The organism is Rhodococcus sp. MALMAid1271 (assembly GCF_049195265.1).
Taxonomy (GTDB): domain Bacteria; phylum Actinomycetota; class Actinomycetes; order Mycobacteriales; family Mycobacteriaceae; genus Rhodococcoides.
Map to the genome: position 1 here is coordinate 91,216 of NZ_JBMIRQ010000126.1, position 18,547 is coordinate 109,762.

The window sequence follows — 18,547 nt, forward strand, 5'->3', positions numbered from 1 at the left end:
GGGGCGGGTTGGTCACAGTCGGGAGGTTCCGCGGACTATGTCGCCTTCGATGTAGGTGAATCCGTCTCCTCGGCCGTCACGGAGCGCGAAGTGGTAGTCCGCTTGGATCCAGACGGTATCGAAGTGTCCGGCGTCGGTGAGTGTGCCGAGTAGGTCTCGGTCGGCCCCGTTGGGGAAGAACGCGACTCCGGATGAGGGCGGGTAGTAGCGGCCCAGGGTGTCGATCAGCGTTTCGACGCTCCGGCATTCGGCGGCCGCGTCGAGGGCCTTGTCGTAGATGGTCCAGTAGTCGTCGTTGTCGTTGACGGTCATGACTTTTGCTCCTCTGTCTGGTCGATCGGTGGTGGGCGTGGCGGGTCAGTAGTCCTCGTCCCACCGCTCCCCTGCGTAGGTGGGGTCGAAGTCGGCGGGCGCGTGGGCCGGGTAGCGGCGTCGGAGGTCGTCCTCGAGGTCGAGGCGGTCTTGCCAGTGCTTGTCGCATCTCGGGTGCGCTACTCCGGTTCCGGACAGTGCGTCCCGGTATTCGACGTCGCCGGTGCAGTCGGGTCCGTCCGCGATGCAGGTGACGGTCTCGGTGTTCGTGGTCTCGGTCATAACTGTTGCTGCCCTTCGGAACTGGTGCCGGGTCGGTCTTGCGTCCTCCCCCCGTTTTTTCGCCGTTTCTGGCGTGAGGAGAGAAGGCAGCGCACGGGGCCGACGGGGCAACCCTTCGGCCGGACAGTTTTCGTGGGAGCGGAGCGAGCACGGGACGAAAAGTGTTCGGAGCCTTCGGTCGTAGCGCAGCGGAGCGAGGGGTTGAGGCGGCGGGCACGGGTGATGAATGCTCGCCGGTAGCCAGAACCGCTGTGAAAAAACGTCTGTGCTCTTTCCACGGTGCGGAGCGAAGCGGAGCTCGATTCGGTGGACACCGTAGGTGGCCTGATCCGCCGGCCGGAACATTTCGGCCGGCGAATCTCCCGGTGCACCTAGGCGGCTGCCCCGGTCCCGGTGTCCTCGCCGTCGTCCGACTCGGCGTCGGCAGGGTCGAGGGCGTCGGCCAGATCGTGGACAGCGGTCAGTACTGCTTTCGCGGTGGCGGTGACCTGCTCGGGGTCTCCTGCTGCCCATCCGGCGATGTAGCCGACGCTGTAGGCGCTGGTGTCGAGTCCGAGCATCCCGGCCAGGACGTATGCGACGGATTCGGCTTCGACTTCCATCCGGCCCCGGTGCAGGTCTTTGCGGGCTTCGGGGCCGATGAGGTCGGGTGCGTGCATGATTGCGTGCGCTGCCTCTTTTCTGCACCAGTCACACTCGTCGTCCCGATCACGGCTGCAGAGCCTGATATCGGCGTGAAGATTGCCGGTAGCGCGGCGTACCAGATTGTAACGAGTTGTTTGGCAGCTGAGTTGAAATGCGCCCGTTGAAAGTTGAAATGCGCCCGTTGAAAGCGGCATACAGGGACCGACCCCTGACGAAGGTCGGGGGTACCGACCGACTTTCGGGTCAGGTGCGGGAGGTACCTAATTCGTAGCGTACGAGGATGCGACTTCGACCTGTCCGAGCCCTACTCGGAACAACCCTGTTGGTGGCCATTGCCCTGCTGCCGATGCAATCGGCGCAGGCAGCGCCTGCCGAGATCGATCGATCCGAGATCGAAAAGTACGTAACCGATTATATGGATCGGTCCGGGTACCCGGGGGTCTCGATCGCTATCACCCACGGCCGCGACGTTCTCGTGACCGCGGGTTACGGGCACGACTCTACCGGCGCAGACATGACGGCGGACACCCCGATGCCGGTGGCGTCGGTGAGCAAATCCTTCACAGCACTTGCCGTCATGCAACTGGTCGAGTCAGGTGCCGTTGCCCTGGACGAATCGGTGCAGTCTTACCTACCCGACTTCGAGGTGGACGACCCCCGCACCTCGAAGATCACGGTCCGCGAGCTGCTGAACCAGACGTCAGGCATCAGCGACGAGACCTTGCGCGAGAAGAGCTTGCCGCAACCACACAGCCTCCAGGCTGCCGAGCAGCGGGCCCGCGTCGCGACCCTGGCAGAGGAACCTGGGACCCGTCACCACTACACGAACACGAACTACCACCTGGCCGCCCGTCTGGTCGAAGTCGTAAGTCAGCAGCCCTTCGCCGACTACCTGCACGAACGAGTGCTCGGTCCGCTCGACATGGACGACAGCACCTCCATCGACATGACGCCCGATGACCTGCCAAAAGGGGTGTCAAAGGGACACACCTATCTGTACGGCATATCCGTCGCCGCGACCGAGCCCGAGCGATTCGTCAGTGGCTCCGACGGACTGATCACGACCGCCGACGACATGGCGAAGTGGCTCATTATGCAGACCAACGAGGGAATAGCCGCCGATGGTGAACGTCTCGCCACACCGGAGAGCATCGACCTCATGCGCTCGACGCCGAATGATCAGCCGTACGGCCTGGGGTGGGATCAGGATCAGAAAGGTCGATGGGGCCACAGTGGCGTCTGGTTCACGCACACGGCGTACCAGATGCTGCTGCCATCGGGTTACGGCATCGCGATTATGAGCAACAGTGGCCTGGGCCTGGGCAACGAAAGCCCGTACCTGCTGGCGGACGGGATGGCAGCGATCGTGGAAGGAGAGGAACCGCAACAGATCGCTGCGACCCGGCTTTACATCGACCTGGTGCTTGCCGCCGTAACGCTGCTCAGCATCGGGCTGGGTGTGCGCACGGTACGAAGAGCCGGGGCTTGGGCTGCCCGAGCCGTCCGTCGCCGGTGGTGGTCGACCGCGCTGCGGCTCGCCGCGTCGTTCGTACCGCTGGTGCTGTTGATCGCGCTGCCCCGGCTGCTGGGGTCGTGGGTCGGTGGGGGTCGTGACCTCACCCACGAGCAGCTGTTCTTGTACTCGCCGGCCCTGCTGATCTGGTTCGGGGTCGCGACCACGATCGGTGTAGTCGTGGTGGCGGCGAGGCTCCGCTCGCTGCAGGTGGCCCGCCGTCTTGAGGTCTAGGATCCTCGCCATGAAGAGCTGGCGCGGCAGTCGGCCGGACTGGGTGCTCGCGGCCGGGGATCACCCGCATGCATGGCTGGCGGCAGGCGTGATGCTCAGCCTGGGCGCTGGGCAGGGCATGAGGGACGTAGTCCCGCCATGGGCAGTCGCGCTGTGTGTCGTCGCCGCGGTGTTCGCCGGCGTCGCTGGTCGACGGGCCAGCCACGTCGGCGGGGCGGCGGCGATCCTCGGGGCGGGGGCCATCGGCGCGGTCGCGTTCAGCGTGGTCAGCGGGTCGTCCTGGAGCGTGACCCTGGTCGTCATCGGCCTGGCCTGCGGTGCCCCGTGGCTCGGCGGTCGGTACCTGCACCAGCAGGACGAGCTGGCTGACCAGGCGGCCCAGCGAGCTCGCCTGCAGGAACGCAGTCGCATCGCCCAGGACATGCACGACTCGCTGGGCCACGATCTCAACCTGCTCGCCCTGCGTGCCGGCGCAATGGAATTGGACACCACCCTGACGACAACACATCAAGCTGCGGCATCGGAGCTTCGGGCTGGTGCCTCATCGGCGATCACCCAGCTCGCCGCGGTCATCGGAATGCTGCGCGGCGATGGTCCGGTGGCTTGGGGACCGACAAGGCCCGACATCGCCGACTTGGTCCGGCGAGCGGCTCGGGCAGGCATGGCCGTGACCCTTGAGCGCAACGGCCCAGAGGACGCGGCAATCCCAGTGGTCAGCTGCATCCACCGCGTGGTCCAGGAAGGCATCACCAACGCTGCACGACATGCCCCCGGATCCGCCGTCACCGTGAAGATCGACAGCAGCACCGAGAAAACTCAGGTGACGGTCATCAACACTCCGCCCAACACGTCGCTCCGTCGCAGTCCCGGGTCACAGACGGGATTCGTGGCGCTGCATGAACGCCTACAGGCGTGCGGCGGCACCCTGTCCGCCGGGCCCCACCACGGAGGGTTCCGGCTCATAGCGCATGTCCCCCATGGAGGCGCAGGGTGATCCGCGTCCTGCTAGCGGACGACGAGCCAATGATTCTGGCCGGCGTGCATACCGTGCTCTCAACTGATCCCGCCGTAACGGTAGTGGCGCAGGCTCGGGACGGCCGGGAGGCAATTGCCCTGGCTCAGGCCCATCGGCCGGACGTGGCCCTTCTCGACATCCGCATGCCGATACTCGACGGAATTTCCGCTGCCGCAGAGATCGGGCGAACCGTTCCGCAAACTGCAGCATGCATCCTCACCACCTTCGGAGAGGAGCAGTACGTCGCACGGGCGATCGGCGAGGGGATCCAGGGGTTCATGCTGAAGTCGGGCGACCCCCGTGAACTGCTAGCAGGGGTGCACGCACTGGCTGCGGGTGGCGCCTACCTCTCCCCTGCTGTCGCCCAGTGGGTCATCGGCCACCTGCGTGACGACCTGGCCGGCCTCGAGCAAATCAAGTCGAGAGTCGAGCGACTGACGAGCCGTGAGAGGGACGTCCTCGCACTGCTGGGGGAAGGCCTGCCCAATGGTCAGATCGCGCGACGGCTGCACCTGGTGGAGGGCACCGTCAAGGCCCATGTAAGCGCGATCTTGGTCAAGCTCCATGCCGATAACCGTGTCCAGGCGGCGATCGTCGCCCGCCGGGCAGGTCTGACCTGACGGGAAATCGATGGGACGACCGACACTTGCACCGAGTCTCCCTCCGCAGGAGCCACCACCTAAGAACAATGGCTCCACGACAAGTCACAACCACCGTCGACGACGACTCGACCCGATAACGCAGGTCCCCACCGAGTTGGACGTCGCTCGCCTAATCGACGACTCGCGGCGCGTGCCGACGTCATGATGGTTCACCTCCTAGAGGTTCTCTCGGCCTGAAACGAGGGGAGACCGAGATTGGTTGCGGTGCGCTGCATCTGAATCAACTTCTGTTGTGCGGCAGCGAGACTGACGGTCAGACCGTCGACGTCGCCGAGCCAGCCGCGTTCGGTGGCCTCGGCGAAACGTTCCCGAAGGCTCGTAATGATGTTTTCGAGCCGGGTTCGTTGGTTGGGGTCCGGGCGCAGCAACGGGCAGCGGATGCAGGCATGTTCATGTTGGCAACCAGTGCCGTAGGCACGCCCACAAGTGCCGAGTTCTAGCGTGCGCGCAGCGAAATGGCCCAGGAACTCGTCCCATTCGCTGTCGGTTGGTTCGCGGTACTCCTCAGAGGGCCGGGTTGCGCGGCGTCGTGCGAGGAACGCACGGTGGCGATCGATGACGTCCTGGTCGTAGACGGCGACGTAGGTTTGCGTGGTCTCCAGCGATTCGTGACCGAGAATCTTGGCGGTGATGTGCACTGGCAATCCCTGAGAGACAGCCTCGGTGGCGAAAATGCGGCGAAAGTCGTGTGGGCTGAAGTGTGCAGCTGTGCCGTCAGTGTTCGTGATGCCGGCTACTTCGACGAGTTCGTCAAGCAAGCTCTTGATTCGCATATGCGTGATGCTGATGTTGACCAGCCCCCAGCGCCGTTGGAAGAGGAACGGCAGAGGCGGGCTGTGCAGACGTTCCGCGTGGTCGTACCGCGATAGCAGTGGAATCTGTTCATGTCCGTCGCGGACGAAGGCGATGATCTCGGCGAACACGCCGGCCAGCTCCGGACTGATCACCAACAACCGTTCTTTGTCTGTCTTCGACGGGGTGATCTGAAGCATCGGTATCACTTCCCCTGTAGTGGGCAGGGTGTAGGAAACGAAGGATCTATGCGTGATTTCAAGCATCTCCTCGATGCGTACCCCGGTGTGACGAAACACCTCAACCGACGCCCAAGCCCAGAACGCCCTTTCCGCTTCCAACGTCAAATTTCGCCGTCCTGCCGTGTGATGTTTCGGTCCACTGCCTACATCCTTGTCCGTGGCGGCAGTGGTGACGTAGACAACCCCTGGCCGGCCGGTTCCGCCCAAGGCCGGATCGCTCGAAAGCACAGCCCGGCGCAGCGCATGTCCGTTTACGGTGAACTTTTCCCCCGGTGCAACGCGTTGCGCTGCCTCCAGCAACGCTGCCGACGCGACGCGTCTGGCATAGGCAATATCGCTCAGGCGCGGCAGGAGCGGTGCAAGTTCGCGGATGCGTTGATGCATCCGCGATCTTCGGTGCTGTGCAGCCTTCTTCATTCCAGCCAGATCACGTGAATCAACGGGGGAGGGCGCGGCCCATCGGGCCCACCTGGCTGGGTCTTCGAGAGCCCAATGCGACAGATCGGCGTAGAACGCGCGGACCGCCATCAAGATCGAGTACGGGTCCTGCCGTTGTTCGCCCCGTCGTCGGTTGCCATAGCGAACTTCAGTGAGACGCTGCTTCCATGCTCGCGCAACTCGATCGGACAGGTGAAGCGAATGGACTCCCGGCTCGTGTAGTTCGATGTCACGCCAGAACAGCAAGATCAGCTTGGAGGCGAGCGGTCCGATCGTGGAGTAGTCCAGTCCTGCGGATCGCTCGGTCAGGTAGTCCACGAACAACTCCCGGATAGGCTCATAGGAGATGTCGTAGCCGTCGACCATTTCGGTGATGGTGAGTTGTCCTCGTCGCGACGCTGCATGAATGGACGGCGGGCTGTCGACGGACAGAATGCCTGCCCGGCGGAGCAGCGTGTACCAGTGCGAGTGCAGGCGCGAAGAGAACCCGGTCTGAGCCCGGTAGGCCTCGACGCAGTCCGTCAAAGTTACCGCTGCGAGGTCGCCCCCATTGCGCATCAGCATTCGGGCGAGTTGGATCAGCGCGGACCGCTCGTCGGTCATCGTGGCTCGCTCGTCGTTGCGGCACAGGGCAATGATTGCGGCGAAGCCTTCTGGGTCGCGAACCTGCGTGAATCGTGTGTAGAGCGTGGGCGACGGAGTGCCATATAGCCACGGGTAGTCCGGGCGGACCACGTCGAGAAGAATCAACCGTCCTGCTGCGCCTGTCGCTGCCCCTCGGTCCATGGTCGGCACACCCGGAATCATCTGCGTAAGAACAGGATCAGACCACTGTTTCCCAGCAGTATCGGCACCGGAGGCCCTCCAGCGTTGCTGCCAGGACTCGCCCTCGAACTGTTGCAGCCACACGAGCAGCCCCGTTACCTCGCGTACCCGCCTACGCAGTTCTTTCGTCGAGGCACCTTCGTCCAGGCGTTCCACAGCTGCGACAACTTCTTCGATCGATTGCTGGGATGCAGTCCAGATCACGGGCCGTTCGATGAACGGCGTGGGAAGTTTCGGGGTGACGAAGTGGTAGAAGCCCGAGCTCTTCTGGGATGGCCTGGCACCACGTTGCAACGACGAAGCGGTGCGTTCAGCCACGACGGCCACCACCAAGGAGAACGTCCAGGACGTCACGGGTATAACCCGCTGCCGGCGGCATCTCTGTGGGCCGATCTCTGCGCGTGCGGTGGTGCTCGAGAACCCTGGCCACCACCTCGTCTGTGCGGCTACGGAGATAGATCTGCGTCGTCGTCAAGTGCGCGTGACCGAGTACCCACTGCACATCGGTCAGCGACAGATTCGGATCTTCGATCATGCGCTGTGCTGCGGTGTGGCGCAGGTCGTGCAGAGTCCACGACGTACCAAGCGGAAGGTTGGCGCGTTGAAGCATGCGTCGCGCCGCAGAATATGTCAGTGGCCGTACCGGCCTTCGCCTGGTCAACCACAGCGCACGCTCGCCGTCGGGCCGATCGAGTTGCTGCTCGTAGAGCCTGAGCCACACGAACGAATCGGCTGAAGCTGGAAGCCACTGCAATCGACCAGAACCTTTCCGGTGTACACCGATCCGTTGCTCACCCGGGTCGACATGGTCAACGCTCACCCCGAGCAGTTCCGATGCCCTTGCCCCAGTGGAGACGTAGAACGCGAGCAACGCGCGGTCGCGGTGCGAACCGAGAGCTGCGAACAATGCATCGAACATCCCGTCGGGAAGGCTGCGCGGCAACCGATCCGGGGTCTTTTGTCGCAGCGGTGCACGTCGACCCGCGGTGAACGGCGCCATCGGGTTGTGATGCGCCTGAGCTTGGCGGCCCGCTCTGTGCGCCGCGCTCGGGATTGGGTTGACCAACGGGCCCTGACCAGCAGCTGCGCGGTCGACGTAGAACGCCTTTACGACCGCCAGCGCATGGTTGATCGTTGCAGGCGCATATCCCGTCGACTTGCCTGCGGGCCCAACCACCCGCATCCACAGCACGAAGTCACGAGCGTCCACGGGCGTTGCTCGATCCCAGGAAACTCCGATTGCCGCCAGGAACCGCCACCACCGCAGCAAGGCCAACCCGTACGACCGAAGTGAATTCGGGCTAGCGCCCGATGCCAGCATCGTGGCGAAAAAATCGCTCACCTCGGGTATAGGTTCATCCGCTGCATCCCGGAGAACGACGCCAGGCACGCCTTCTACAGAATCGATGCTTCCAACTGCAACAACGATCAGCGTCGTCACCTCCCGCAACCGGTACTGCTGGGACCCGTTCGTTCGATCATCCATTCCTCTGCTGTTCCCCTCCATAGGCCCGATCCTTACTACGACCTGAGCACAGACTGGAAGCACTGTCGCCCACATCAACCGGACACCGCGCGCCTCATCCGCAACCGAGGGAACAACTCCAGGTCGACGTGTCCGTTGGTGCGGTCAACAGTTCGTGGATCATCGTTTTCGCGGCCGCTGCGGGTTCTAACGCTGCGTCGACGACGATCCGGTGGGAGCCGTCGGTGGTGGTGTAGCCGTTCGCGCTGCTGGCGATCGCCTCGCGGGTGACGGTCCATCCACGCCCGGTCATGATCGCGGCGACGCGGTCGTAGATCGCGTCCGGATCGGCGCCGGTGAGCAGCTGGGCGATTTCCTCGGGCTGGGGGTGTCCCTCGATCGGGTCGGTTTGGGAGTGGTCGAACACCGACAGAATCGGGAAGGTGGGCACCTTGCGGGTCTCTTCGTCGCCGGTGGCGGGGTCGGTCTCGGTGACGATGCGGGAGCTGTAGCCGTAGATCCGGATCGCCTTCTGCCCCTTGCGGACCTGCCGCCCACGCTGCTGCCAGGCACGGAATCCGGCGACCTGCGTTGCCTCGGGCTTCTGGGCGAGGATCAACAGGACATTATTGAAAAAGGATGCGGAATAGCATCAGATGCACGATCGCCGCCCCGCCCGTTGCAGCCGACACGATCTCACCATGAACCGACGCCCGTTGTGGCCGCACCGGCACGCCATCCGATTCGAGGGCAGACTCGCTCGTATGAAGGTGGAAATCTTGTACTTCGACGGGTGCCCGAACTGGCAGGAAGCTGCGGACCGGGTTCGCGCTGCGGCCAGCCTGATCGGACAGTCGGACATCGAGATCGGTCACCGGCTGATCTCGTCCGACGCCGAGGCAGCGGCGTCGGCCTTCGCCGGCTCACCGACCATCCTTGTCGACGGCGTCGATGCCTTCGACGATGCCGTGCAACTGACCGAACTCGCCTGCCGCGTCTACTCGACCGACCGCGGCCTGGCGGGTCTGCCGACCGTCGACCAACTCGCCGCGTCGCTGCAATCGAAAGGCGAAGCGCTGCAACGATGAACGCAGCGAAGGGTCGCGTCCCGCCGCCCCGGTCGAACACTGAGCGGTAGCGCCCGCGCGGCGACCAGTGAACCTCGACCTGCACGCACTCCCCTAAGGCACGGCAGCGTTCACTCCCTCGTGGCGTTCGCCGGCGTTAGTGTTGCCCATGGCTATGTCCAGAGCGGTCCCCGCGCTGCCGGTACGGCACATCGAGACCGCGATCGCCGTCTACACCCGCGCCTTCGGCTTCACGGCGCAGTACTCCGATCCCACCTTCGCCAAGCTCACTCGAGACGACGTCGAGATCCACCTGTGGGCCTCCGACGACGACAGCTGGACCACCCGCACCGACCCTGCGCCGTGGCCGGTGTGCAGCGGAGCGGAGACCTTCCTCGCCGGAACGGCCAGTTGCCGCATCACCGTCGACGAGATCACGGAACTGTACGACGAACTCTCGCGCGCGGGCGTTCTGCACCCGGCAGACGCCGGCCACCCCGTCGCGACGGACTGGGGGACGACGGAATTCGCGACCGTCGACGGCGATGGGAACCTGCTCACGTTCTCCACGAACACTATTCGGACCGAAAGCCCGGTCGTCGACGGTGACGGTGACGCTGTCACCACTTCCTGACCGGCGGAGCCGTTGATCACCACGCATCCATCGGCGTCATCACGAAACTTGCATTGGATGCATGATACGTTCATGCGATGTCGGCCATGGATACCGTCGGGTCCGGCGCTTCTCGCGCCGGGGGGTCGGCAGATCACCTGATGCGAGACGGTCTGTCGCTGCTCGCGCCCGAGGAGACCGTGCTCGCGGCGATGATCGAAGGGTGGGAGCAACAGCAGCGCTCGCGGATGCTCGCGAACCTGACCATCGAGCGGCGGACACAGATCGTGCGCCGGTTGGTGGTCTTCACCAACGACTACCCGTGGCAGTGGTCGTCGGCGGACGTCGAGGAGTGGACGACGCATCTGGTGGAGTCGGGAGCCGCGCATTCGACGGTGCGGCTGTATCAGATGGCGGCATCGCTTTTCTGCAGCTACATCTCCGACGTCCGCTACCGGTGGCACGAGGTCTGTGAGCGGCACTTCGGGGTGCACCCGGTGCAGATCTTCCACGAGTGGAACATGGTCGTGCACCGCAGCGACTATGAAGGGCGACCCGGCAATCGGCCGCTGACCCGCGACGAGCTGCAGGCGTTCTTCGACTACTGCGACACCCGGGTGAACCGGGTCGGCGCCTCCGGCCGCAAAGGATGGCTGGCGAGCTATCGCGACGCCACGCTGTTCAAGGTGATCTACGCCTGGGGCCTACGCCGCCGGGAGGCCTCGATGCTCGACACCGTCGACTGGACCGCCAACCCCGCGGCCACCGAGTTCGGCCGCTACGGGGCGCTGTCGGTGCGCCACGGCAAAGCCCTCTCCGGCGGACCGCCGCGGCGCCGCACGGTCCTGACCACCATGGAATGGGCCGCCGAGGCCGTCGACGAGTGGGTCACCGAGATCCGGCCCCTCTACGACTCCGACCAACTCGCCCTCTGGCCCACCGAGCGCAGCGCACGGGTGGGAGCGGTGTCGATCTCCCAACGGTTCGCCGAGTACCGCGACGCCGTCGGGCTCGAGAAGCACCTCGGCCCGCACTGTCTGCGCCACTCGTATGCGACACATCTGCTCGAGGACGGGTTCGATCACCTCTTCGTCCAACAACAACTCGGACACTCCTGGGGATCGACCACCGCGATCTACACCAGCGTCGGCACCGATTACAAGAACAACGCCCTCCGACGAGCACTGAGTCGGGCGTTCACCACCGCGAGCACCGACGAGGAGAACTGATGCCGCACCCGCAGCTGAACTACCAGTGGCATCTGCGCCGCCTCCTGGCCGACCAGGGCATCTTCGCGACCACCGGACTCGGACCCCTCCTCGCCGAACGGGGCATCACACTCTCCGAAGCACAGGTGTATCGCCTGGTCACCGGGACACCCGAACGTCTGAGCCTGCGCACGCTGATGGCACTGTGCGACATCCTCACCTGCACACCCAACGACCTCATCGAACCGATCGCCGAACCCGCCACAGGGACCGCGACCGGAACATCGACACACCGCCCCGACACCGCTGCCGCGACCACCCGCGCCAAGACCCGCACACCACGACGCGCCGACATCCGGCGACAGTGATCGCAGGACGGTGTCGCATCTGCACCACCGCCGAGGTTCGCGGCATGACGGTGTGCGACCGCTGCAGAAAACGAGCCACGCAGCACCGCGGTACGTGCGCCGGCTGCAGAAAGCCGGACAAACTGTTGGACGACGCCGACACCTGCCGGTGGTGCCGCCAGAAGGCGCGTCGCACCTGCACCTGTTGCGATGCAACAGGATCAGCTCTCACCGGCGCCGAAGGCGACACCCTCTGTCACCGGTGCACACTGACCCGCCGCCTCGACGCGATAATCCCTCCTCATGCCGACGGCCCCCTCGCACCGCTGCGGCAGCCGCTCCTGCACGCCGAACCCGTCACCACCCGCCGGTGGCTGATCCGCACCACACCCCTGCTGCTCTCCATCCAGGACGGCAGCACAGCCCTCACACACACCTCGTTCGACACCCTCCCGCACCCGAAGTCGGTCGAGCACCTGCGCTCACTCCTCGTCGCCACCGGCATCCTCGGCCCGGACCTCGACCGCAGCCTGCGCCGCCTCGAAGCCCAACTCCCCCAACTACTGAGCAGCCTGACCCCGAACCACCGCGCACTCCTGACCCGGTGGACACAGTGGGCCGTACTCCCCAGATTGCGCGCGGCGACCGAGAAGCGGGAAGGCCATGTCGGCGCCCAGAACGCTCGCTCACAGATTCGCCAATCGGCACTGTTCCTCGACTTGCTGCAGCAGCGCTCGACAGAGCTCGGCGAGTGCACACAACACGACATCGACACCTGGTTCAGCGCGCCTGGAGCCGCCCACTGGCGCGTGCGGTCCTTCCTGACGTGGGCACGACGCAACCGGCACCTACCCCGCACACTCACCCTCCCCTCGAGCTACCGAGGCCGAGCGGAAGTCCCCACCGACGACGACGAGAGGTGGCAGATCTGCCGACGCCTCGTCCACGACGAGTCTCTGGACCCCGCCGACCGGCTCGCCGGCGCCTTGATCGCGCTGTTCGCCCAACCACTGACCCGTATCGCCGGACTCACCACTGCCCACGTCACCGAAACCGACGCCGGGGTGGAACTGCGGCTCGGCAGCGCCGACACGCTTCTGCTACCGGATCCGTTCGCCCAGATCGCACTGCAACTACCCCGACCACGACGCGCAGGAACCGCCGAGCAGATACCTCAGACATGGCTCTTCCCCGGTCACCGTGCTGACATACCACTCACGGCGACGGCGCTCGGTAACCGGTTGCGTCGCATCGGTATCAGTCCGCAGGCCCTGAGACTGTCCGCCATCGCCCACCTCACCCGAGAGCTCCCACCGAGCGCACTCGCCGCGATGCTGGGTCTGAACGCACACACCGTCGCGCAGCACACGCTCCGAGCCAGCGGCCAATGGGCGAACTACGCCGCCGACCGCCACTCCTGAGTCTCGCTATTCGCAGGGTCGAATACGGCAACCCTGCCAGTGCTGTAGGAGTGGAACGAGGCCACGTGATCGAGGTACGCGCGCCAGGTATCGGAGCTGGTCAGCTCGGCTACCTTGTCCGTGATCGAGGCGTGCAGTGATGCCGCCAGCTCGCGGCGTGCTTCGGCCTTGTCCGCTGCACTGGTCTTGGTCCGTGATGCCATGACTGGCCCCTCTCCCTCGTGACCGGTCCCCCGGCCTGCTCTGCCAATTTCTTGTCGCCGTCCTCTGGCGTGAGGAGAGACAGCAGCGCACGGGAACGACGGGGCAACCCCGCGGCAGGACAGTTTTCGTGGGAGCGCAGCGAGCACGGGACGAAAAGTGTTCGGAGCCTTCGGTCGAAGCGCAGCGGAGCGAGGGGTTGAGGCGGCGGGCCCGGGTGATGCAGTATCGCCGGGAGCCAGATGTGCGACAAGAAATCGATGTCTATTCGCGGTGCGGAGCGCAGCGGAGCTCGGTTCGGAGGGACGCCCGCAAGGTGGCCGGCACCACCGCCAGGCGGAATGCATCACGCGCGTCGCCGCCGGCCAGCGGGCCACCTCCCACCTGAGGAGCTCGCCCGGTGACTGTGCGGGAGCAACGGAGACCGGCCACGCTCGGTGTCGCGGCAGCAATGGGACGAATTCGGTGGTCGGGGTGGCGTGGAATGTTGACAGACCAACATGGGTGATGTTGGAGCAAGGCATGATGCCGAGGCATGAAGTGGGTTCTTGGTGTGTCGCTGGCCTTCGGTGTCCCTGTTGTGTTGATCGTGGGAGGAATTGTGTGGGGTCCGTTGATGGACTGGGATTTGACTCAGCCGCAGGCGACGTTGATCGCGGGGTTCGTGGCTGGGCCGTTTCTGATCACTGCGGCCTATATCGCGTTTCATGGTCAGCGGGAGAATATGAAGACCGAGCGGGAGAAGTTTGACGAGCAGATCCAGTTACAGAAGGATCAGGCTCGGGATGAGTTGCAGCTCAAGCGTGATCAGTGGCTTGCGGAGCAGCGTCTGGTGAACGCTCGGAACGTGCGCGATCGGGACGGTGCACTGTTTGCCCGGATGCTGGCGTTCTATGCGGAGTTCGCCCGTGCCGTGGGGCGGACGAAGAATGCGATACCGCGACTTCCTGTTGCCGATCCGGACAGTAGTTGGGCCTTAGTCGACTCTTATCTCGCCGACGTCGTAGCTGCGGCCAACAGTAAGAATGACTTCACTTCTGAGTTGCGTCTTGCTGGATACGACTCGACGCGTATTCCGCTCAACCCCGTTCACCGGGCGATGAGGCAGGCCCGTGACCATCTTGAGTACGCAGTTCGAGCCAGGCTGCAGGATGCGGAACTACGTGACTATGTAGACTCGTCGATCGAGGAATTCGGCACCGCTTTCAACGATTTGACGGCGAGGGCGGTCGCGGCTCTCGACGATCGCGATAGGGACGTTCTGAGGCTCGCGGACGCATTGGAGTCAGTAGACAGGCCTACAGGTAGTTCCTGATCGACCCCTATCGGCTGGCTCACTGTGAGCTTGGTCGATTGTTTGCAGGGCGGTGAGGGCGATCGCACGGGCCGCCTGTTCGGCGATTTCGGCGGGTAGTGGTGGTCCGTCGATGGTTCGTATCCGCATGACGGTAAGTATGGCGGTGGGCACTGACAGAGCTGTTCTGTTGCAACGGTTTCGGGTCGCCCCGTACTTAGTCCTGGCCTTAGAGATGAAGCAGGTGTGGTGGTGCGGTGCCGTCGAAGCGCTCGAGGCTGTCGAGGACGCCATTGGGCTCAAAGCGTGCGACTTAGATCCACATCATCCTGCCAAACTTACAACCCTGAGGTAACTTTTGCAGACCATGTGCTATTTATGCGCATATGGTGGTGCACGTCTAGCTATCTACATGGAAGTGAACGAGGGTCCAGCGCTGACTCGCACGTGTGACTTACATCCCGATCATCCTGCAAAAGTTACACCGAAGAGGTAACTTTTGCAGGAGAAGCGCTACTTAGGCGGGTATTGTGGTCCGTATGTCTAGCGATCTTAGAATCCTCGACCTCGCTGATCTGTCGTCGGAGCAGTGGGGTCTGTTCACCATGGCGCAGGCAAAGGGCCTGGGGTTCTCCGCACAGCAGATTGCCCGCATGGCCAAGTCTGGAACTGTGGAGCGGATCCGCCATGGCGCCTATCGGGTCGGTGGAGCGCCGAGCGTTCCGTCGGAGCAGCTCCGGGCTGCGTGGATGATGATCGAACCAAGTGTGACCGTGGGTGAGCGTCTGCGGGATGAGTCTCCGGCTGTGGTGACGCACAGGTCTGCTGCGTGGCTTCACGGGCTCGGCGACGTTGATGCTGATGTGATGGAGTTCGCGACTGCGAAGCGGCGGCAGTCTCGTCTGCCCGATGTTCGGTACCGCATTGCTTCCTACGAGAGGGGTGCGTGGACACTCGCGGATGGGCTGCCGGTTACAACGGTGCTGAGGACGATCGTCGATCTCGCCGCGGGGCATCTCGATGGTGGGCACCTGGCGGGCATCGTTCGCGACGCTGTTGTCACCAATCGTGTGGATTCGGAGAGTGCGAGTGAGGCGCTGCGGCCGTATGCCCATAGGTACGGGGTTCAGCTGGGCGATGGGGAAGGTCTTCTGAGTCGCTTCCTCGACGAGGCTGGGATTCCTCAGTCCACGCGTGCGCTAGGCCAGCGTCTGGCCGTACAAGGGGAACTCGGGCTGGTGAACACCGACTTCCTGAATTCTCCGGCGATGCAGAGTCTTCGAGATTCGATGGCAGTGGTCAGTTCTCCGGCGGTGCAAAATCTTCTGAATTCAATGGCACAGACCGTCCTTCCGGCGATGCAGAGTATTCGAGAATCGATGACACTGGTCGACTCTCCGGCGGTGCGAAGTCTTGGGGAATCGGTGACACTGGCCAATGCTCCGGCGATGCAGAGTATTCGAGAATCGATGGCACTGGCCGCTTCTCCGGCGATACAAAACCTTCGGGATGCGGCAGCTGCTGTGGATCCGCCTGTGGTCGCTGAGGCCCAGAAGACCGCCAACCGCCAGCGGCGCACGCAGTGACGAGAATTCGAGGAGCTAAAGCGTTCCAACGGTCGCTGACGGACCGACTGAAGACAGAGTCCAATCTTCGAGGGCGTCCATTCGAGTATTTGCGGCGGGAGTTCTATCTCCAGCGGTTCTTGGCGCGGATCTTCTCGCAACAGGAGGGGCGGTGGTTGCTCAAAGGTGGCGCATCACTGTTGGTGCGGCTCCCAGATGCGCGCTACAGCCAGGATATCGACCTTCTGCACACCACAGCGGGCCTTGAAGGGGCAGTCGAAGATCTTCGGGCGGCAGCAGATCTGAGCGAACTCGATCCACTTCGCTTCGCTATACGCGATGCACCTACTGCGATGACTGGTGGTGTCGACGGCGCGAAACTCAAGGTCGACGTCTATTACGACGCAGTGCAACTCTTCACTTTTCCGATAGACCTTGCGACTGAGCTTGTTGCAGTAGGTGACGTCGATTATCAGTCCCCGACACCGATCGTGGTCATGGAAGATCTGGCTGAGATGCCGGAGTTTGCGTTGTACCCGTTGCCGGCGCAGATCGCCGACAAGGTGTGTGCGATGTATGGGAAGTACGGGTCGAATGGTGGTCCGTCGTCGCGGTATCACGATCTGGTTGATCTGGTACTGATAATTTCTGCTTGGCATTTCGCAGCGGATGTGTTGGCGCGTGGCCTGTCTCAGGAGTCCGAACGTCGGGGATTGGACTTGCCGCCGGCCATGTCCGCGCCTTCCTCTGCGTGGACTGCCGGTTATGAGGCGCTTGCTCGAACGGTGTCGGGATTGCCTGATTCGGCGTTGACTCTCGACTCGGCGTTGGTGGCCGCAGGGCGGTGCCTTGATCCAATTTTGTCGAATCGGGTTGTTCGCGGGTTTTGGGACCCGGACACTGCCGAGTGGGGCTGAGTAGCTCGGATCGGGAAGCTAGAAAGACAAAGAAATGAACCACTCCTCGTCATGGCGTTTGAGGCAGGAGTGCTCGACTCTCGCTGCCGCAGTGGCACTGTGGCCCGTTGGTGTGGAAGAAAGGTACGCGGCCTCTCCCCCGCTGACTACTAAAGGGCGGCGAGGTGTCGGTAGAGGGTGACTCTGCCGATACCGAGGAATGATGCGATCCCGGTTTTGGGTGCAGTCAGACCACGGTCAGATAGATCAGTGCAATGTTCAGTGCGACGACGATTCCCGCGATGAGCCATGCCGCGTATGCCGTGATCCGGTGATTGACATCGCCGCCCATCAAGATGCGGTCCGAGGTGAACCGCACCAAGGGAATCAACGCGAATGGGATACCGAACGACAGCACGACCTGCGAGACGACCAGTGCCCGACTGGGGTCGACTCCTGCTGCCAGAATTGCCAGTGCGGGAACAAGTGTCACCAGTCGTCGCACCAGAATCGGAATGCGCTTACGTAGTAGCCCATCCATGATCATCGCCCCCGCGTACGCCCCGACCGATGTCGATGCAAGGCCCGAGGCCAGCAGGCCCACCGCGAACAGCAGTGCTACCACCGGCCCCAGAGTGTCACCTACTGCGGCGTGGGCTCCTTCGATGGAATTGACGCCCTCGCGGCCCCCGAGCGTCGATGCCGCCAGCAGCAGCATCGACATGTTCACTGCACCGGCCAGCAGCATCGCCAACCCGACATCGATCCGGGTGATCCGCAACAACCGCTGCCGGACAGGCCCTGCCTCGGGGTGTCCGTGCCGGTCACGTGCTAGACCGGAGTGCAGGTACACCGCGTGCGGCATGATCGTCGCACCGAGCATCGCGGCGGCGATCAACACGCTTTCCGCGCCGTCGAACCGCGGAATCAGACCGGCCGCGGCCTCGGTGAACGATGGCGGTTCCACGACGACGCTGGCAAGAAATCCGACCGCGATGACACCGAGTAGCCCGAGAATCACGAACTCGAAGGGCCGTTGGCCCCGCCGATCCTGGACCATCAACAAGATCATCGATACGGCCCCGGTGATGAGGCCGCCGATCAGGAGCGGCAGGTCGAAGAGCAAGTAGAGGGCGATCGCACCGCCGACGATTTCGGCGAGGTCGGTCGCCATGGCGACCACCTCTGCTTGCCCCCAATATGCCAGTCGCACAGTCCTGCTCGACTTCTCGCGAACGACTTCGGGCAGTGTCATTCCGGTGACGATGCCGAGTTTGGCGGAGAGGAACTGCACGAGACCGGCCATCACATTCGCGGCAACGATCACCCAGACCAGCAGGTATCCGAACTGCGCACCGGCACTGACATTGGAGGCGACATTGCCGGGGTCGACGTAGGCGATCGCTGCGACGAAAGCGGGTCCGAGCAGAACGAGGCCCGACCGCAACCTCGAGGGCGGCCGAGACGATCGGCGCTGCAGCACAGACATGACCACACCCTCCGGCACCAA

The 18,547-nt window shown here is 63.8% G+C and carries 19 protein-coding genes; 11 read left to right on the forward strand and 8 right to left on the reverse strand.

What is annotated here, in order from left to right; translation table 11 throughout:
• Positions 1-12: 12 nt before the first annotated feature.
• From ACOQFP_RS24605 to ACOQFP_RS24615, 3 genes are all read right to left on the reverse strand, one after another.
• Positions 13-312, reverse strand: a complete 300-nt coding sequence (locus ACOQFP_RS24605; RefSeq protein WP_032401326.1) for a hypothetical protein — start codon at positions 310-312, stop codon at positions 13-15.
• 45 nt (positions 313-357) lie between these two features.
• The gene (locus ACOQFP_RS24610) at positions 358-594 is read right to left on the reverse strand and encodes a hypothetical protein (protein ID WP_032401325.1); all 237 of its coding nucleotides are present in this window, start codon (positions 592-594) and stop codon (positions 358-360) included.
• Positions 595-965: 371 nt separating this feature from the next.
• On the reverse strand, positions 966-1,253 hold the full coding sequence (locus ACOQFP_RS24615; RefSeq protein WP_421585779.1) for a hypothetical protein: 288 nt from the start codon (positions 1,251-1,253) through the stop codon (positions 966-968).
• A 266-nt stretch (positions 1,254-1,519) separates the two neighbouring features.
• Here ACOQFP_RS24615 and ACOQFP_RS24620 point away from each other — a divergent pair, with 266 nt between their 5' ends.
• From ACOQFP_RS24620 to ACOQFP_RS24630, 3 genes are read left to right on the forward strand one after another with little or no spacing between them, the layout of a single operon-like run.
• Positions 1,520-2,986 carry a serine hydrolase domain-containing protein gene (locus tag ACOQFP_RS24620; protein ID WP_421585780.1) on the forward strand — a complete coding sequence of 489 codons (1,467 nt, stop codon included), beginning with the start codon at positions 1,520-1,522 and terminating at the stop codon, positions 2,984-2,986.
• 10 nt (positions 2,987-2,996) lie between these two features.
• Positions 2,997-3,980: a sensor histidine kinase gene (locus ACOQFP_RS24625; protein ID WP_421585781.1), complete on the forward strand. Its 984-nt coding sequence runs from the start codon at positions 2,997-2,999 to the stop codon at positions 3,978-3,980.
• Positions 3,977-4,621 (forward strand): response regulator, encoded by a 645-nt coding sequence (locus ACOQFP_RS24630; protein ID WP_421585782.1) that lies wholly within the window; start codon positions 3,977-3,979, stop codon positions 4,619-4,621. The genes ACOQFP_RS24625 and ACOQFP_RS24630 overlap by 4 nt, the downstream gene beginning before the upstream one ends.
• Before the next feature lie 191 nt (positions 4,622-4,812).
• Here ACOQFP_RS24630 and ACOQFP_RS24635 read toward each other — a convergent pair whose 3' ends face one another.
• The 3 genes from ACOQFP_RS24635 to ACOQFP_RS24645 all read right to left on the reverse strand — a co-directional run bounded on the left by ACOQFP_RS24635 (position 4,813) and on the right by ACOQFP_RS24645 (position 9,044).
• Positions 4,813-7,278: a tyrosine-type recombinase/integrase gene (locus tag ACOQFP_RS24635; protein ID WP_421585783.1), complete on the reverse strand. Its 2,466-nt coding sequence runs from the start codon at positions 7,276-7,278 to the stop codon at positions 4,813-4,815.
• Positions 7,271-8,302, reverse strand: a complete 1,032-nt coding sequence (locus tag ACOQFP_RS24640) for a tyrosine-type recombinase/integrase (RefSeq protein ID WP_421585784.1) — start codon at positions 8,300-8,302, stop codon at positions 7,271-7,273. The genes ACOQFP_RS24635 and ACOQFP_RS24640 overlap by 8 nt, the downstream gene beginning before the upstream one ends.
• Positions 8,303-8,540: 238 nt before the next feature.
• Positions 8,541-9,044, reverse strand: a complete 504-nt coding sequence (locus ACOQFP_RS24645) for an ArdC family protein (protein WP_421585785.1) — start codon at positions 9,042-9,044, stop codon at positions 8,541-8,543.
• A 145-nt stretch (positions 9,045-9,189) separates the two neighbouring features.
• On the opposite strand from ACOQFP_RS24645, the gene ACOQFP_RS24650 reads away from it, so the two are divergent.
• From ACOQFP_RS24650 to ACOQFP_RS24670, 5 genes are all read left to right on the forward strand, one after another.
• Positions 9,190-9,513 (forward strand): hypothetical protein, encoded by a 324-nt coding sequence (locus ACOQFP_RS24650; protein ID WP_037190622.1) that lies wholly within the window; start codon positions 9,190-9,192, stop codon positions 9,511-9,513.
• 148 nt (positions 9,514-9,661) lie between these two features.
• On the forward strand, positions 9,662-10,126 hold the full coding sequence (locus ACOQFP_RS24655) for a VOC family protein (RefSeq protein WP_052047650.1): 465 nt from the start codon (positions 9,662-9,664) through the stop codon (positions 10,124-10,126).
• A gap of 77 nt (positions 10,127-10,203) precedes the next feature.
• Positions 10,204-11,334 (forward strand): tyrosine-type recombinase/integrase, encoded by a 1,131-nt coding sequence (locus ACOQFP_RS24660; protein ID WP_241258386.1) that lies wholly within the window; start codon positions 10,204-10,206, stop codon positions 11,332-11,334.
• On the forward strand, positions 11,334-11,681 hold the full coding sequence (locus tag ACOQFP_RS24665; protein ID WP_032400201.1) for a helix-turn-helix domain-containing protein: 348 nt from the start codon (positions 11,334-11,336) through the stop codon (positions 11,679-11,681). Before ACOQFP_RS24660 ends, ACOQFP_RS24665 begins: the two co-directional genes overlap by 1 nt.
• 125 nt (positions 11,682-11,806) lie before the next feature.
• Positions 11,807-13,081, forward strand: a complete 1,275-nt coding sequence (locus ACOQFP_RS24670) for a hypothetical protein (protein WP_141215153.1) — start codon at positions 11,807-11,809, stop codon at positions 13,079-13,081.
• Here ACOQFP_RS24670 and ACOQFP_RS24675 read toward each other — a convergent pair.
• Positions 13,057-13,284, reverse strand: coding sequence for a hypothetical protein (locus tag ACOQFP_RS24675; RefSeq protein ID WP_206498896.1), 228 nt, complete (start codon positions 13,282-13,284; stop codon positions 13,057-13,059). The two genes, ACOQFP_RS24670 and ACOQFP_RS24675, sit on opposite strands and share 25 nt — an antisense overlap.
• 533 nt (positions 13,285-13,817) lie before the next feature.
• Between ACOQFP_RS24675 and ACOQFP_RS24680 the strand changes: the two genes are divergently transcribed.
• The 3 genes from ACOQFP_RS24680 (at position 13,818) to ACOQFP_RS24690 (ending at position 17,058) form a co-directional block, all read left to right on the forward strand.
• Positions 13,818-14,597 carry a hypothetical protein gene (locus ACOQFP_RS24680; RefSeq protein ID WP_219520308.1) on the forward strand — a complete coding sequence of 260 codons (780 nt, stop codon included), beginning with the start codon at positions 13,818-13,820 and terminating at the stop codon, positions 14,595-14,597.
• 518 nt (positions 14,598-15,115) lie between these two features.
• Entirely contained in the window at positions 15,116-16,162 is a 1,047-nt protein-coding gene (locus tag ACOQFP_RS24685; RefSeq protein WP_219520307.1) for a type IV toxin-antitoxin system AbiEi family antitoxin domain-containing protein, read from the forward strand.
• The gene (locus ACOQFP_RS24690) at positions 16,159-17,058 is read left to right on the forward strand and encodes a nucleotidyl transferase AbiEii/AbiGii toxin family protein (RefSeq protein ID WP_206498351.1); all 900 of its coding nucleotides are present in this window, start codon (positions 16,159-16,161) and stop codon (positions 17,056-17,058) included. The genes ACOQFP_RS24685 and ACOQFP_RS24690 overlap by 4 nt, the downstream gene beginning before the upstream one ends.
• Positions 17,059-17,284: 226 nt before the next feature.
• On the opposite strand, the gene ACOQFP_RS24695 is transcribed toward ACOQFP_RS24690, so the two are convergent.
• On the reverse strand, positions 17,285-18,526 hold the full coding sequence (locus tag ACOQFP_RS24695; protein ID WP_206498352.1) for an Nramp family divalent metal transporter: 1,242 nt from the start codon (positions 18,524-18,526) through the stop codon (positions 17,285-17,287).
• Between the last annotated feature and the right edge of the window lie 21 nt (positions 18,527-18,547).